Source organism: Paenirhodobacter populi (genome assembly GCF_004022215.1).
Classification (GTDB): Bacteria; Pseudomonadota; Alphaproteobacteria; order Rhodobacterales; family Rhodobacteraceae; genus Rhodobacter; species Rhodobacter populi.
In genome coordinates this window covers 69569-85256 of sequence record NZ_SAUZ01000012.1, presented here as the reverse complement: position 1 = coordinate 85256, position 15688 = coordinate 69569, and the positions used below count along the sequence as shown (strand labels likewise).

The window sequence follows — 15688 nt, the reverse complement described above, 5'->3', positions numbered from 1 at the left end:
CGAGGCACAGGATGTGCCCCTTGGGTATGGATTTCAGCGCAGCTCGCCGCGCAGGAAGGGTCGGCCCAGATCGGCCGGCGCGGCACCCGCGCGCCCAATGGCGATCCAGGCGATAAGCGCCACCACGAAAGGGGCCGCCATCAAAAGGGGAGTGGCGATCTGGATGCCAAGGTACTGGCCCTGGAACTGCAGCGCCTCGAGCAGACCAAGGACAAAGGCCACGAGCATCACCCGGACGGGCTTCCAGCGGGCAAAGATCGCGATGGCGATGGCCAGATAGCCGCGCCCGGCCGTCATGTTGTCGACGAACGTGCCGCCCGAAGCGACGATGCAAAGCGTGGCTCCCCCCAGCCCCGCCATCACCCCGGTAAAGACGGCAGCCCCCATCCGTATCGGCAGGACCGGCAGGCCGGCGGCATCAGTGGCGGCCGCATTTTCGCCCACCGCACGCAGCACCAGCCCAAGACGGCTGTAGCGCAGCATCGCCCACAGCAGAACCGCGATCACCACGGCCAGATAGAAGACCGGACTTTGCGAAAAGAACGCCCGTCCCACCACCGGAAGATCGGCAAGCCACGGCAACTTCATCATCGTGACCGTCCGCAAAGAGCCCGTGGGCGGTGCATTCGTCAGCACCAGCTGCCGGATGAGCGAGGTCGCCCCGATGGCCAGCAGGTTGAAACCTATCCCCATGACGATCTGGTTCGCGCGCGCCAGCACTGTGCCGAGCGCCAGGACGAATGCCGCAGCCGCTCCCCCGCCCGTCCCGATGACCAGCGCCATGAGGGGTGAGCCGGTCATGGCCAGCCCAACAGCCGAAGCGACCGCACCGAACAGCATCAGCCCTTCAAGCCCGATGGTGAAGACGCCCGCCCGCTCGGACACCGCCTCGCCAAGTGCGGCCAGTGCAACGGGCAGACACAGCCGGACACCCGCCGCCAGAAACAGCGCGATGGTTACCGCGTCGAAGTCCATACAGGCCTCCCTTTCGCAAGCAGGACGCCGCTGATCACGGCAAGCAGGATGATGGGCAGGCCGCTGAGGATCTCGGCCAGTGCCGAGGGAATCGACAGCTGGCTTTGCAGAGAGAGCGTCGCGCTGTTGATCGCCCCGAAGTAGAGCGAGACGACCACCGCCCCCATGGGTTCAAGCCCGGCAAGGAAAGCCACCGCCAACCCCTCGAAGCCGAGGCCTGCCGAAAAGCCGTCGATCAGCCGGTATTGCACGCCCAAGACCTCGAAAGCTCCGGCCAGCCCGCCGATCATGCCGGAAATCGCCATGCTCGAGACGATCATGCGCCCGGCCGACTGGCCCTGCAGGCGGACAAATCCCGGGCTTGCACCGCTGGCACGCAGCGCAAGGCCAAAGGCCGTGTGCTGCAGCATCACCCAGACACCGAATGCCACGACCAAAGCCAGGACCACTCCCAGATGCAGCCGCGTCCCCTCGATCAGCAACGGAAGAGTGCCTGCACTGGGCAGCTGCGCCGACATGTTGAAGTTCGACCCCACGGGCTGCATCGGCCCCTGAACAAGGTATTTCAGGAAGAAGATCGCGATGAAGTTCATCAGCAGCGTCACGATCACCTCATCCGCGCCGCGCCACAGTTTGAGCAGCGCCGGGATCGTGGCCCAGATCCCGCCGCAGATCGCCCCCGACAGGATGGCCAGCGGCAGAAGCGCAACGCCGATGTCGCCGAAGGCCAGAAAGGGCAGCATGGCGCCGATGGCTCCCATCTGCAGCTGGCCCTCGCCACCAAGGTTGAACATGCCGCCGCGGATCGCCACCAATGCGCCCAGTGCCACCAGCAGCCGTGGCGTCATGAACACGAGCGTATCGCTGATGGCGCGCATATCGCCAAATGCCCCCGCCGCAGCCACCCGCGCCGCAGCCCCGAGCGGCACGCCCAAGAGCCCGATGAGCATCAGCCCGATCACCAGCGATCCGGCAAAGGCCGCCAGCGTGACCCGCATCGAAAGCGGCACCGAGAGAGCCCGCCGGATCAGGCCAAGTGCCGCGCCCATCTGGTCTGCCATCGGTTCAGCCATGTGCCACCCCCTCTTTCCCGGGCGCAACCGCCCGCGTCATCAGCGGCCCGATCTTCTCGATCACCATGCCCGCACCCGAAACCTCGCCGGTGACGCGCCCCCCGTTCAGGACGACGATGCGGTCCGAAACCCGGATCAGCTCTTCGATATTGGACGAAATCATCACCACTGTAGTGCCGCGGTCGGCCGCCTCAGCCAGCCGGGCCAGCACCGCCTCGGCCGCCGCGACATCAAGGCCACGCGTCGGCTGATAGACGGCGATGACCGGCGCATCCTCGGCCATGGCGCGGGCCAGAACGATCTTTTGTTGATTGCCGCCCGACAGCGCGCGGGCAGGCGTGGCATGCGATCTGGTGCGGATGTCGGCGGCCTCGATCATCGCCTCGGCCCGGTTGCCGATGGCCGCATGATCCAGCAGTCCCGCACGCCGGTACCGCCTGCGCATGATCTCAGAGTAGAGCAGATTCTGCGACACCGGCAGATCGAGCGACAGCCCCTCGTGGTGCCGGTCCTGCGGGACCAGTGCCACCGCCTTGGGAAGGGTAATACGTCCCTGATCTGGCAGGCGCTGACCCGCCAGCAACTCGAAAAGTTCGGTCTGTCCATTGCCCTCGACGCCCGCCACCCCCACGACTTCGCCTGCGCGCAACTCAAGATCGACATTGCTCAGCCCCGGAGAGCCGCGGCCTGGCCTGATGCTCACCCCAGCGAGCACCAGCCGCGGTTCACCGCCCGTCCGATACGGCCCGATCCGGCTGCCGGTGGCCACGCTGCGCCCCACGATCAGCTCGACCAGCGCGTCGGCATCAGCCCCGGCAATATGCCCTGTGCCGACGGTGCGTCCGCGGCGCAGCACGGTATAGCGGTCGGCATTGGCCAGTACCTCGTCGACATTGTGGGTAACCACCGCCACCGCGGTGCCGCGGTCGCGGATCCGGCGCAGCGTGTCGTAAAGCGCCCCCACTTCAGACGGGGCCAGAATCGTCGAGGGCTCGTCCAGCAGCAGAATGCGGCTTTCATTGACCAGCGCCTTGAGAATCTCGACCCTTTGTTGCAGTGCCAGCGGCAGATCGCCCAACACCGCCCCCGGGTCGAGCTCGATCCCGAATTCGGCCATGAAGGTGCGCACATCCGCATGACGGCGCAGCCGGGCCCGGGCCGCTCCCTTTGCGACCAGCGCCAGATTTTCGGCTACGGTGAAGGGCATGACCAGTTTGAAATGCTGGTGCACCATGCCGATCCCGTTGGCGATCGCGTCGCCCGGCCGGGTGTGGCGCACCTCGCGTCCATTGAGCAGCAGCCCGCCGCCCGTGGGTTCATGAACCCCGTAAAGGATGTTCATGAGCGTGGATTTGCCCGCCCCGTTCTCGCCCAGCAAGGCGTGGATCTCACCGGGATATAGGTCCACCGTGACATTCTCAAGCGCCAGAAACCCGTTGGGATAGCGTTTCGAGACATGGTCACATTTGATGATCGGGGCGGACATGGCGCTTACTTGTACAGGTCGATCTTGCCGGCCTTCAGCTCGTCGATGACGGCAAAGACCTTGGCCTCGACCGCGGCATCAACATGCTGGAACGGCTGCGACAGAGTCCAGCCCGACGAGGCAAGGTTCTCGGTCACGATCTTGTCGCCCAGCGTCTTGGCGGTGAACTCGGCGCCGATCTCGCCATAGGATTTGGCGAAGTTCATCACCGTCGAGGTCATCACCGCGTTGGGATAGGCAGCCGACTGATCGGAATACGAACCGATCGTCAGCGCGCCCTCTTCGTCAGCCGCCTGTTGAATGCCCGCATCGGCGGTATCGGCCGAGGGGATCAGGAAGTCCGCGCCCCGCGCAATCAGGCCGGTTGCGATTTCCTTGGCCCGGGCGACATCGCTGAACGAGCCGACATAGGCGGTCTCGACCGTAACGGCCGGGTCGACATAGGCCGCACCCTTCTTGATGAACTCCATCGTGCGCTCGGCCGAAGGGATGGGCTCGCCGCCGATCACCGCGATATGGCCCGACTTGCTCGCCGAAGCCGCCAGAACGCCAAGGACAAATCCGTATTCGTCCCAGTCTACCGACCATGCGGAATAGTTCTTCAGCCCGTCCGTCGAACCCTCATAGGAATAAAGGACGAACTGCGTATCGGGGAACGACGGCGCCACCTCCTTGATCGCGGCCGAATAGCCCGAGGAATGGGCGATGATCATCGCCACACCGTCCGAGGCCAGCTGGCGCAATGCGGCCGGCGCGGATTCGTAGGTCACATGCTCAAGATAGCTGGCGTTGAAGCCCTGAGCTTCGGCCATCGCTTTGAACCCGGCGTAACCGGCTACGTCCCACGAGCCCTGAGTGACGGTCTGGGTGAAGAGGCCCGCGACGCGGGGTGGGGCATCCTGCGCAGCTGCGGCCGAGGCCAGCGCCAGGGCGCCCGCAGCCAGTGTGGCAAGAAAGGTGTTGGTTTTCATTGGTCAGTCTCCCTGTGACGCCGCCTTTGATGGCGGCTGTTTCGATAGTTTTATTGGGGCAGAAGGGCGGACGCGTGAAGTGGATCAACCCTGCGGCAGCATCACTGTCGCCTCGATTTCGGCCAGCAGCTCGGGCTCGGCCAATCCCGCCACCATGACGAAGGTCGAGGCAGGCAGATCATAGCCGGCGAAGAAGGCCTCGCGGGCACGGTGCAGTGCCGGGATTGCATCGCGCGACACTGCGAAGGTGGTCAGTTTGACCACCGCCTCGGGACCAACGCCCAGACCCTTGAGGGCATGGCCGATGTTCTCCCAGATCTTGCGGGCCTGGGCGTCGATGTCGCCTATGCCCACCACCTCCCCCGCCTCGTCCCAGGCAACCTGGCCGGTCAGAAAGACCGGCTGGCCGGGGCGCAGAATGGCGTGGTTGTAATAGCTTTGCTGTTTCAACCCGGCGGGATTGAACGGGCCTTGCGGATGATCGGTCATTGGGCGGCCTTCTGGTGGGTATAGGCGTTGGTCATCACGCCGTTCTGGGCCAGAACCTCGACCACTTCGGTGCCGACGGTGCGCAGGTCATCGATGAAGTCGGGCACGATCACCGTCACGCCGTCGAGCTGTGCACCCTTGACGATCTCGGCCAGCTTGCGCCCGATCGTCTCGGACGAGCCGACAAGCGCGGCGCGCGTCATGGAGTTACGGCTCTCGCCCTGCGAAACGAAACGCTGCGCCATGGTGTTCTGTTTGAAGCTCTTGTCGCCGGAATATTCCCGCGTCTGGTTGTCGAGCGCGATCGTGTCGACACCACTGTCATAATAGGCCACGCGCTCGCGCGCCTCGGCATCGGTGGCACCGGGAACGATGGTGAACAGCCCATAGGTCTTGAAACCGGGCTTACCCTGCTGAGCGGCAAGCTCTTTGGCGCGCAGGCCGGTCTTGATGAAGTCATCGTGGTCCGAGCCCAGCATGAAACTGCCGGTGCAATGCTCCATCGTGAACAGGAACCCGCGATCCGAGGCGCCGGCGCAGATGATCGGCGGCTGAACCGAGGGTTTCGGGTTCGACATGCAGTCGATCAGCTCGTAATGCTTGCCTTTGTGGTCGACCCGTTCTTCGGTCCACAGCCGCTTGAGCACGCTGAGCCATTCCTCCGCCAGTTCGTAGCGCTCGGCATGGTCAAGGTCCATCCACAGCCCCATCTGTCCCTGATCCGACGGGTTCGAGCCCGACACGATGTTGAGCCCAAAGCGCCCTTTCGAGATCTGGTCGATGACGGCCGTCATCTTCGCCACCACTGCCGGATGGAAGACCATGGTGTGCACCGTGCCCCAGACACCGATGCGGCTGGTGGCCTCGGCGATGCCAGCCATGGCGGTCATGCTTTCAAGGGTGATGTCCCAATGTTTCGACGGGCCGCCGTAACCGCGCCATTTTGCCATTGCGAGGGCGAAGTCAAAGCCCATCTCTTCGGCAAGGATCGCCACTTGCTTATTGTAGTCATAGGTCGCAGGCAGTTGCGGGCTGGTGGTCGAGGTGATCCAGCCGCCGTTGCCGACGGGAAGGAACACCCCCAGTTCAGTGGTTTTTTCGCTGGTGTCGAGCATGGTCTTCTACCTTTGACTGTGGCGGTTCAGGCTGCGGTTGCCGTGATGCTGGCCAGAAAGTCCAGCACAATACGGTTAAAGATTTCGGGCTGCGTTTCCGACAGGCTGTGTCCACCCTCAGGCAACACCTGCAGCTCGGCCCCCGGGATGGCCTCAGCCAGAATGCGGGCCTGATAGGGCGGTGTCAGAATGTCGTCATTGGCGCAGATCACAAGGGTCGGGATACGGATGCGGCCAAGAACCGCCATCGCGTCATGGGCCGTGATCGCATCGATCCGGCGCATGATGATCGCGGGATCTGGAAAGGTCCTGACCGAATCGAGCAGCCGCTCGGACAGCGCCACTCCACCCTGTTGCACATGCTCGGGCGGGTAAAGGAACAGGGCCGAGCCGTGGACATATTCCTCTATCGGGGCATTTGCCAACAGTGCGCGGCGCAGCCGGAAAACCCAGTTGAAATGCGCATCAGACTTGGACCAGCTGGCATATTGCACCATGCCGCGCAGCATATCGGGGCCGCGCGCGGCCAGAATCTGGCCGATCGCGCCGCCGGTCGAATGACCGATCAGCGCCGGACGTTCAACACCGAGCGCAGAAATCAGCGCCTCCAAATCATCGGCCAGCATCTCGATGCTGTAGGCCATGTCGGGATGATCCGAGCCGCCCGCGCCACGCTGATCATAAGTGATGACCTGATACTGCCTCGACAATGCCTCGATCTGCGGCCCCCAGTAAGCGCCCGTCCCCCCCAGCCCCGAGACCAGAACGACAGGCGCACCCTCCCCTTTCATTTCGAAATGGGTCTGGATTCCATTGGTCGCGATACTGGGCATGTCAATCCTCACATGCCGCCCATATCCGGCGGCACTCCGATAGTTCGGGACCATCATGCCCCTCTGGCCATGGAGGACGTAGTCGAGAGTGCGAAGCTTCGTGTTGCGAAAAACAGAACACAAAGAGGCCATACCGCATTAGAGCGTGTAGCATTTAATCGGCCTCATATCCCGCGGCGAGGAAGCACCTAGCCCCCTGGAGGATACTGTCGCGAGCGATGGCGGCCGGACAATCCCCTTTCCAAAGTCGGCCTTCCTTGCGATGCGTGGGGGCTACGTCTAGCTTGGCGCGGACATGGAGGCCGGAGCCTTTCAAACCAGCCGTTTCAACTTCAGCAACAGGCTCTTGCTCAACGCGCCACAGCTTCTGGCTGATGTGTTGCGCAAGGCCTCAGCGGAGGCCGCCGCCCTCCCGAAGTGGCGGTGGGCGATCTCTTGCTCGATACCACGACACGGCAATTCCGGCTGGCGGAGGCGCCGCTCGCGTTGACCCCGCGCGAATATGCCGTGCTCGAATATCCCATTCTCAAGACCGGGCGCACCGTCACCAAATCGGCACTGTCGGGCAGCATCTTCGGCCTTGGCGCAGAGACAGATCCAAGCGCGATCGAGATTTACGTTCACCGGTTACGCAAGAATATCGACGGTGCGGCCGTCGAGATTGCCACCCTGCGCGGGCTTGGCGAGCCGAGGTTGTGGCGCTCCCGTGACGAACCTGGCCCATGATGCTTCCTGCCATTCCGGAGAAAGGATCGCACCATCACACCATGGGATCAAACACCTAGTCGGGTCTTCTTCTGCGTGCCGGACAGGCTATTGGCCCGGTCCCCCTTCATCTATCGCGACCAGATGGCCGCCCCCGATATCCGCTAGAGAGACCCGAACGGATGACACTCCCACCGGAAGGATGGGGCTTGGCACCTCTCCTGTCAGCCGAGCTGCGGGCATACGCCGATATGCTGGGTCAGGAACCGGCACCGCCTCGATCAGACGGCGGGTGTAAGGATGCTGCGGATTGCCGAACACCTGCGCCCGGGTACCGGTTTCGACGATCTGACCCAGATACATGACGCCAACCCGATCGGCGATATTCTCCACCACCGCCATGTCATGGCTGATGAAAAGATAAGAAAGCCCGAATTCGGCCTTCAGCTCGTTCAGAAGCGCCAGCACCCGGGCCTGGACCGAAACGTCCAAGGCCGAGACGCTTTCATCGCAGATGATCAGCTTTGGCTTCAGGGCCAGTGCTCGGGCGATGCAGATCCGCTGACGCTGGCCGCCCGAGAACTCGTGCGGATAGCGGTCCAGTGTGTCGCGGGGCAGGCCCACGCGGTCAAAGAGGTCTTCGGTGCGCTCGCGGCGTTCCATGGGGCTGCCGATCCCGTGGATCACCAGCGGCTCCGCCACCAGATCGCCGACGCGCATCCGGGGGTCGAGCGCGGCCATCGGATCCTGAAACACCATCTGCACGTCGCGGCAAATGGCGCGCCGCCCCTCGACCGTCAGCCCCGCCAGTGGCTTTCCCGCGACCTCGATATGCCCCTGATGGGGGACAAGGCCAGCGATGGCCCTGGCAAGCGTGGACTTGCCGCAGCCGCTCTCGCCGACGATTGCGAAGGTCTCGCCCGGCAGGATCTCGAGGCTGACATGTTCGACGGCATGGACGCGGTGGGTCACGCGCTGAAGGATACCGCCCCGAATGTCGAAGCCGACCTGCACGTCATGCAGCCGCGCAACCGGCGGCGCCTTGGCGACCGGGATCGCGCCCGAGCCATCGCCCATCCGCGGCACCGCCGCCAGAAGATCACGGGTATACTGTGCGCGAGGCGCGGCGAAGATGCTGGCAATGGAGCCTCCCTCGACCATCTGCCCGGATTTCATCACGATCACCCGGTCTGCCATTTCGGCGACAACGCCCATGTCATGCGTGATCAGGATCAGCGCGGTCCCGGTCTGGCGCTGAAGGTCACGCAGCAGATCCAGCACCTCGCGCTGAACCGTCACATCCAGCGCGGTCGTGGGCTCGTCGCAGATCAGCACATCGGGTTTCAGCGCCAGCGCCATGGCGATCATCACCCGTTGGCGCATCCCGCCCGACAACTCGTGCGGATACTGCGCCAACCGTCGTTCCGCCTGCGAGATCCGCACCGATTTCAACGCCGCAACCGCACGGGCGCGTGCCTCGCCCCGCCGCAGCGGCTCATGCGCCGTGATGGCTTCGACCAGTTGCGCGCCCACGGTCATCACAGGGTTGAGGCTGGTCATCGGCTCCTGAAAGATCATCGCGATACGCCCACCGCGGATGGGCCGCAGCGCGCTTTCGGGAAGGGCCAGCAGATCGCGGCCGTCGAACAGCACCTGCCCGGCGGTCGCGCGCACCTGCGGGGGCAGCAGGCCCATAACCGCCAGCGAGGTGATCGACTTGCCCGACCCGCTCTCGCCCACGATGGCGAGGGTTTCATCGCGGGCAAGATCGAAAGACAGCCCCTCGACCAGCGGCTTGTGCCCGATCGAGACGGTCAGGCCCCTCACCGAAAGAACCGGCGCCCCTGCGCCTGCCGATGGCCTCCCCTCGGTCATTCGAAAACGGCGCGAGGGAAGTAGAAGCTGACCACCCAGTTTGGCATGTCGACGATCTCGGATATCCGCAGGTCGCCGCAGGTGGAACAGAGCATATAGGCCTCGACCGCCGACATGCCGTGCGTGGCGGTCAGAAGGTCGACCATCCCCGCCACCGCATCGCGCGCGCCGCTCATCAAATCGGGACCGATCCCGGTCGTGACCTCATAGCCCTTGGCGTCGAGATGGGTGGTGACCGGCCCGGGTGTCGTGAAGCGCGGCAGTTTCAGATTGGCGCCCTTCACCAGATCAAGCTTCAGGACTACATCCATCGGGCTTTCGATGGCCGTGCCGCAGACCTCTCCATCGCCTTGGGCGGCATGGGTGTCGCCAACGCTGAAGAGCGCCCCCGCCACCTCGACCGGCAGGTAGAGAGTGGTGCCCGCCGCCAGATCGCGGATGTCAAGATTGCCGCCTACCCGCCGGGGCGGGACAACCGAGTGATGCCCCGGCTCGGCCGGTGCGCAGCCGATTGTGCCGGCAAAGGGCTTCAACGGGATCTTCGCCTGACTGGACCAGAGAGCAGGCGCCAACGTTGCCGGATCAAAGTCCCAGACGATCAGCGACGGATCGGTGAACTGGTCGGCCAGAAGGCCGAAACCCGGGATGTTCGCGGTCCATCCCCACCCACGCCCTGCAACCGCCTGCGGAGCAAAGCTGTCTATGGTGACCTTCAGCGCATCGCCCGGCTCGGCACCATCAACGAAGATCGGGCCGGAAACCGGGTTGATCTTGCCGAAGTCCAGCGCCGCCACATCGGCCAGTTTCGACGACGGGCCAAGCTGGCCCGCCGAGGAATCGTGACAGTGAAAGAGAATGGTCGATCCCGGCGCCACCCTTTCGACCGGAACAAATGAATTGTCCCAGCCAAAGTGATGCTGCGCGCCGTGGATGGTATAGTTGCAGGCCTTGCACATGGCCTTATTCCTTTATGAAAACATAGTCATAGTTGATCGGGATCGAAACCGGATCGACATAGAGCGCATCCTCGCCGCCCATGCGGGGCGATTTCATCGTATAGCGCTGTTCGTTGAAGACCGGCGCCCAGGGGGCATCGTCCATGATTTTCACATAGATGTCGGACCACATCGCAAGGCGCGCAGGATCCGAGGGGTCCTTGAAGCTGTCGGCCTTGACCGCCTCGGCATCCAGCGCCTCGTTGCAGTATTTCGACCAGTTCCAGCCGCCCTCCCCCGCGCCCGCGCAGCCGAGGATCGGGCCATAGAAGTTCGACGGATCAGGGAAGTCGGCGATCCAGCCCATGCCGCCCGACCAGACCATCGGCGCGGTGCCCGCGCCGCCGGCCTCGATCACGTTGGCCTGCGCAAGGTTCTGCAGCGAGGCCTTGATGCCGATGGCCGCCAGATCCTGCTGGATCGCCTGCGCGATCCGCGGGTTCGGGTCCGTGTTCATCACGTAAAGCTCGGTTTCGAACCCGTCGGGATATCCCGCGTCGGCCAGCAGCTTCTTCGCCCCTTCGGGATCGTGGGCATAGCCTTTGTAGTCCTTGGCATAGCCGGGCATCGAGGGCGGCAACGGCTGGTTCGCAGGCACGGCGCGCCCGTTGATGATCTGGACGATCCGCTCCTTGTTCAGCGCCATGTTGACCGCACGACGCACCTCGACCTTGTCGAAGGGCGGCTGCGTCACGTTCATGGTGATATAGCCGGTGTGGAGCTGCCCGCCCTCGACCACGCGCGATGCCTCATCCGGGTTGGCCATCACTTCGGTGAATTTCGCCGGCGGAATGCCGTCGCCGGGCACATCGACCTCGCCCTTCTGCAGGCGAAGCAGGGCCACGACCGGCTCTTGCCCGACCTCGAAGGTGATCTGGTCCAGATAGGGCACGCCGGCGCGCCAGTAGGTCTCGTTCCTGGCGAAGACAAGACGCTGCCCGATGGTCCATTCGGCGAGCGAATAGGCGCCGGTGCCGACAGGATGCTTGCCGAAATCGGCGCCGTATTCATCCACCGCCTCTTTCGGCACGACCGAGGCGAAGTTCAGCGCCATCACATGCAGGAAGGTCGCATCGGGCCGGGACAGCTTGATCTCGACCGTCAGCGGATCGATGATCTTGACGCCCGAGAGGCCGTCCGGCCCCGCATTCTCGAACCCTTCGATCGAACCGAAGAAGCCCGCGCCGGGCGATTGCGTTTCGGGGTTGGTGACGCGGTCCAGCGAATATTTCACGTCCTCGGCAGTCATCTCGCGACCGTTGTGGAACTTGACGCCCGGGCGCAGGTGGAAGGTGAAGGTCAGCCCGTCCTCTGACAGGTCATAGCTTTCGGCCAGACCGGGGCGCAGGGCGGTGGAGCCGGGGACGTAGTCCATCAGTCCGTCGAAGATCGACTTGATCATCGACCAGTTCTGCCAGTCATAGCCGATGGCAGGGTCAAGCGTCGCCACATCGTCCTTGTAGGTGATCACGATGGCCCCGCCGGGTTTGGCGTTCGGATCGGGCGTATAGTCCTGCGCCAGCGCCGGAACGGCAAGGCAAAGCGCAAGCGCGGTAGAGGCAAGCCAGTGTTTCATCTTATCTCTCCTGTCGGTTTTTGTTGTTCAGCGTAGTTTGATGCGCGGGTCGACCAGTGGCGCGATCAGATCGGCCAGCAGGTTGCCCAGAACGATTGCGGTGGCAGACACCAGCGTGACGCCCATGATGATCGGGATGTCGACGCGCTGGATCGCCTGCCAGGCGAGCTGCCCCATGCCGGGCCAGCCGAACACGCTTTCGACGACGACGATCCCGCCCATGAAGATACCGATGTCGATGCCGATCATGGCGACGATGGGCAGGATCGCATTGGGCAGGGCATGGCGCAGGATGACACGGGCGCGGTCCAGCCCCTTGGCGCGGGCCGTGCGGATATAGTCTGCGCGCAGCACCTCGATCATCGAGGAGCGCATCATGCGGCTATACCAGCCCGATCCGAGTATCCCCAGCGTAAGCGCGGGCAGGACCAGATGCGCGAATGTGCCGTAGCCGCCGATGGGAAACCACCCCAGCCGCACCGCAAAGACATAGAGGAGAAGCAGTCCGACTACGAACTGCGGTGCCGAAACGGCGACAAAGCTGCCGACCATCAGCCCCTGATCCAGCGCGCGGCCCCGCCACAGCGCGGCGATCACGCCCAGAGTCAGGCCGAGCACCAGCTCGCACGCGATGCCCCCCGCCATCAACAGCAGCGAGGCAGGCAGGCGCGACCAGATCAGTTCGGCCACATCGGTCTTTTGCAGATAGCTGCGGCCAAGATCGCCGTGCAGCAGGTTTCCGAGATACCGCCCGTATTGCACGAGGAACGGCTGGTCGAGGCCCAGTTGCTGGCGGATATTCTCCACCGTTTGGGCGGTGGCCGCGCGGCCCGCGATCTGGCGGACCGGATCGGCCGGCAGGACATAGAGCAGCAGGAAGGTGATGAAGCTGACGCCCAGAAGGATCAGGACCGACTGGATCAGGCGGCGGGCAAGATAGGCGGCCATCAGTCACGTCCCCTTTGGGTCGGGTCCAGCACATCTCGCAGGGCGTCGCCCACGAGGTTGAAGGCAAGGGCCAGCAGGACGATCGCCGCACCGGGAATGAAGACCAGCCAGGGCGCCGCCTGGAAATAGGTCTGGTTCTCGAAGATGATGTTGCCCCAGCTGGGCGTAGGCGGCTGCACCCCGACGCCAAGGAAGGAAAGCGTCGCCTCCAGAAGCACGGTCGTCGAGATACCCAGCGTGCCCCAGACGATGACCGTCGGCACCAGATGCGGCAGGATGTGGCGAAAGAGGATCCGCCCCGTGCCCGCGCCGAGTGTCCGCTCGGCCGCGATGAACTCGCGTTCGGCAAGCGCCGTGGTTTCCGTATAGATGACGCGCGCCGTCTGCACCCAGTTCACCAGCGCGATCACCATGGCCACGATCCAGAGCGAGGGGGTGAAGATCGCGGCAAGGCAGATCGCCAGCAGCAGCGCGGGGAAGGCCATCATCAAATCGGTCAGCCGCATCAGTCCGCCGCCGATCCAGCCGCGAAAGAACCCCGCGGTGACGCCGATCAATGTGCCGATGGCCAAAGCGATCCCATTCGCCACCACGCCGATCACCAGCGAGGTTTGCGCGCCGTAGAGCATCCGGCTGAAAAGGTCCCTCCCCAGAAGGTCGGTGCCAAAGATGAAGGTCGCATCGGGGGCAAGCGGCGCGCCCTCCAGCGTCAGCCCGTCGAACAGCTGTTCCTCGGGCGCGTAGGGAGCGATCCATGGCGCAAACAAGGCGCCCAGCACCACGACCGCGATGATGGCCAACCCGAGGATCGCCAGTTTCCGCCGCAGCAGACGGCGCAACGCGCCGGCAGGGGCCTTGGTGGCGGAGGCGGTAACGTCAGTCATCCCGTCCGCCCCGCACCTGCGTGTCCGGGCCGCGCTGCGCAGCGACAACCCGTTCTGCCGCGCCCTCGAAGCTGATCCGCCAGGCCATCGCCATGGCGCGCAACTGGGCATAGGCTTCGTCCTCGGTCTTGCCGAGGCCCATCAGCATGGCCACGGCACGCACCACCGTCTGCCGCTGATCCAGCCGCTGCCGCAGCGCCGCGACTTCTGCCGCCAGCGCTTGCCGCGCTTCAAAGGCAGCGCGGGCGGTCAGAAGGGCGGAAAAGGCGCCGCCGTCCCCCACGGGTTTTAAAAGCTGCGCATCCGCGCCCGCATTCAGCGCCCATTCGATGCGCCCCGGCGCCTCGGACCCGATCAGGGCGATCATCGGCATGGGGGGATTGCCGGGCTCCCACGGGAACTGGCTGTCGTGGCCGTGGTCTGCATCGAAAAAGATGAAATCGGCGGCGATGGCCGATGCGGGCAGGTCGGGCCAGCATTGCTCGACCGCAAGGCCAATGGCGGCAAGCTGACGTTCCAGCGCCTGAACGGTCGGGTGCGGGCGGTGCAACAGGATCGCTCGCGCCCCGCCAAGGTTCTGGCTGCGGACCCGTCGTTTCATGGCACCACCCTCAGACGCGGGGCGGGCAAGGCCAGTTCCCTGCCCCGGGTGAGATAGGGATCGCCAGCGACGCTGCCGCAGTCCTTGACCACGCGGAAGCTGCCGCCCTCCGCCTGCGCGATCAGCACCGGCAGCACGGTGTGGTGGGTCTTGGGGTCGATACCGGTTTCGGCCGCGGCTGTTGAGGCGAGCAACTCCGACAGCGGCGCGTTCTCGGCTCCCGGCCGCCCGGCCAGAAGGCGCGCCAGCCGCCATACCGCGGCATAGCCCGCTGCCTCGTGCGACGAGCCGAACCGCCCGACACCGGCAGGGCCAGGCGCGTCGCGGAAATACGGCCCGGCTGCCACCAGCCCTTCGGCCACTGGCCCGACGGCATGCAACTCGCATTCCGTGAGGTTGCAGGACAGGATAGGGCAACGATCCGGGCTGAAATGCTTATCCTGTCGGCCAAGCTCGGCATAGGCGTTCAGAAAACGATACTGTGAGGCACCTATCAGGTTGTTCAGAATGAAATCCGGCCGGGTCGCACGGATTTCGTCGATCATCCGATCGACCTCGGTTGATCCGATGGGAAGATACCGCTCGCCCAGCGTCTCGCCGCCCGCATCGGCGATCAGTTCGCGAGCCAGCCGGTTCATTTCCCAGCCCCAGATGTAGTTCGATCCCGTCAGGTAGCCGCGCCGGCCGAAGCGTCCGAAGGTCCAACCAAGCAGCGGCAATAGGTGCTGGTTTGGGCAAGCGTGGCTATAGACCACATGGTCCGATGCCTCGAACCCCTCATAGGGTTGGTTGTACCAGAGCGTGCCGCCCGCCCTCTCCAGCACCGGGATGACCTCTTTCCGGCTCCATGAGGTCACGCAACCGAAAACGTGGCGGGCGCCGCCGTCGTGCAGGATTTCCTCGCACATCGGCCCATATAGGTCGATATTGCCACCCGGGTCGCGCTCGGTCAGCACGAAGGTCAGGTCCAGCGCTTGATCGCCGTTCACCTCGGCTACCGCTGTCAGCACACCCATCCGGCAGGCATCTGCAATCAGCGAGTAGCTGCCGGAACGCGAGTAGAGCAGGCCGATGTTGATGCGCCGCTTCATTAAGCCTCAAAACAAAAAAACCCGCCAACTGGTCACCGCGAATGCGGCTTACAGAAGACGGGCGTGGTTGC

General features: G+C 64.4%; 15 protein-coding genes. 1 reads left to right on the top strand and 14 read right to left on the bottom strand.

The features are described 5' to 3' along the window. Positions 1 to 33: 33 nt before the first annotated feature. From D2T30_RS11315 to D2T30_RS11285, 7 genes are all read right to left on the bottom strand, one after another. On the bottom strand, positions 34 to 975 hold the full coding sequence (locus D2T30_RS11315; protein ID WP_128208949.1) for an ABC transporter permease: 942 nt from the start codon (positions 973 to 975) through the stop codon (positions 34 to 36). After that, positions 957 to 2048 (bottom strand): ABC transporter permease, encoded by a 1092-nt coding sequence (locus tag D2T30_RS11310; RefSeq protein ID WP_128208948.1) that lies wholly within the window; start codon positions 2046 to 2048, stop codon positions 957 to 959. The genes D2T30_RS11315 and D2T30_RS11310 overlap by 19 nt, the downstream gene beginning before the upstream one ends. Further along, positions 2041 to 3534 carry an ABC transporter ATP-binding protein gene (locus tag D2T30_RS11305; protein ID WP_128208947.1) on the bottom strand — a complete coding sequence of 498 codons (1494 nt, stop codon included), beginning with the start codon at positions 3532 to 3534 and terminating at the stop codon, positions 2041 to 2043. The genes D2T30_RS11310 and D2T30_RS11305 overlap by 8 nt, the downstream gene beginning before the upstream one ends. 5 nt (positions 3535 to 3539) lie before the next feature. Further along, positions 3540 to 4505, bottom strand: coding sequence for a BMP family protein (locus D2T30_RS11300; protein ID WP_128208946.1), 966 nt, complete (start codon positions 4503 to 4505; stop codon positions 3540 to 3542). Positions 4506 to 4589: 84 nt separating this feature from the next. Next, positions 4590 to 4994, bottom strand: coding sequence for a RidA family protein (locus D2T30_RS11295; RefSeq protein ID WP_128181684.1), 405 nt, complete (start codon positions 4992 to 4994; stop codon positions 4590 to 4592). Beyond that, complete coding sequence (locus D2T30_RS11290) at positions 4991 to 6109, bottom strand: LLM class flavin-dependent oxidoreductase (RefSeq protein WP_128208945.1); 1119 nt, start codon at positions 6107 to 6109, stop codon at positions 4991 to 4993. The genes D2T30_RS11295 and D2T30_RS11290 overlap by 4 nt, the downstream gene beginning before the upstream one ends. A 26-nt stretch (positions 6110 to 6135) precedes the next feature. Next, positions 6136 to 7074, bottom strand: coding sequence for an alpha/beta fold hydrolase (locus D2T30_RS11285; RefSeq protein WP_206612930.1), 939 nt, complete (start codon positions 7072 to 7074; stop codon positions 6136 to 6138). Positions 7075 to 7377: 303 nt separating this feature from the next. On the opposite strand from D2T30_RS11285, the gene D2T30_RS11280 reads away from it, so the two are divergent. After that, a complete protein-coding gene (locus D2T30_RS11280) occupies positions 7378 to 7668 on the top strand; it encodes a winged helix-turn-helix domain-containing protein (RefSeq protein ID WP_206612929.1) in 291 nt (96 codons plus the stop codon). An 87-nt stretch (positions 7669 to 7755) separates the two neighbouring features. Here D2T30_RS11280 and D2T30_RS11275 read toward each other — a convergent pair whose 3' ends face one another. Genes D2T30_RS11275 through D2T30_RS11245 form a run of 7 tightly spaced genes read right to left on the bottom strand, consistent with a single transcriptional unit; the run spans position 7756 to position 15617 of the window. Further along, positions 7756 to 9522, bottom strand: a complete 1767-nt coding sequence (locus D2T30_RS11275; RefSeq protein WP_128208943.1) for an ABC transporter ATP-binding protein — start codon at positions 9520 to 9522, stop codon at positions 7756 to 7758. Further along, positions 9519 to 10478: an acetamidase/formamidase family protein gene (locus D2T30_RS11270; protein WP_128181692.1), complete on the bottom strand. Its 960-nt coding sequence runs from the start codon at positions 10476 to 10478 to the stop codon at positions 9519 to 9521. The genes D2T30_RS11275 and D2T30_RS11270 overlap by 4 nt, the downstream gene beginning before the upstream one ends. A gap of 4 nt (positions 10479 to 10482) precedes the next feature. Beyond that, positions 10483 to 12093 (bottom strand): ABC transporter substrate-binding protein, encoded by a 1611-nt coding sequence (locus tag D2T30_RS11265; protein WP_128181694.1) that lies wholly within the window; start codon positions 12091 to 12093, stop codon positions 10483 to 10485. Between the two features lie 27 nt (positions 12094 to 12120). Next, entirely contained in the window at positions 12121 to 13041 is a 921-nt protein-coding gene (locus tag D2T30_RS11260; RefSeq protein ID WP_128208942.1) for an ABC transporter permease, read from the bottom strand. Continuing rightward, positions 13041 to 13925 (bottom strand): ABC transporter permease, encoded by an 885-nt coding sequence (locus D2T30_RS11255; protein ID WP_128181698.1) that lies wholly within the window; start codon positions 13923 to 13925, stop codon positions 13041 to 13043. Before D2T30_RS11255 ends, D2T30_RS11260 begins: the two co-directional genes overlap by 1 nt. Further along, positions 13918 to 14526, bottom strand: a complete 609-nt coding sequence (locus D2T30_RS11250; protein WP_128181700.1) for an ANTAR domain-containing response regulator — start codon at positions 14524 to 14526, stop codon at positions 13918 to 13920. The genes D2T30_RS11255 and D2T30_RS11250 overlap by 8 nt, the downstream gene beginning before the upstream one ends. Continuing rightward, on the bottom strand, positions 14523 to 15617 hold the full coding sequence (locus tag D2T30_RS11245) for a transporter substrate-binding protein (protein ID WP_128208941.1): 1095 nt from the start codon (positions 15615 to 15617) through the stop codon (positions 14523 to 14525). Before D2T30_RS11245 ends, D2T30_RS11250 begins: the two co-directional genes overlap by 4 nt. Positions 15618 to 15688 lie beyond the last annotated feature (71 nt).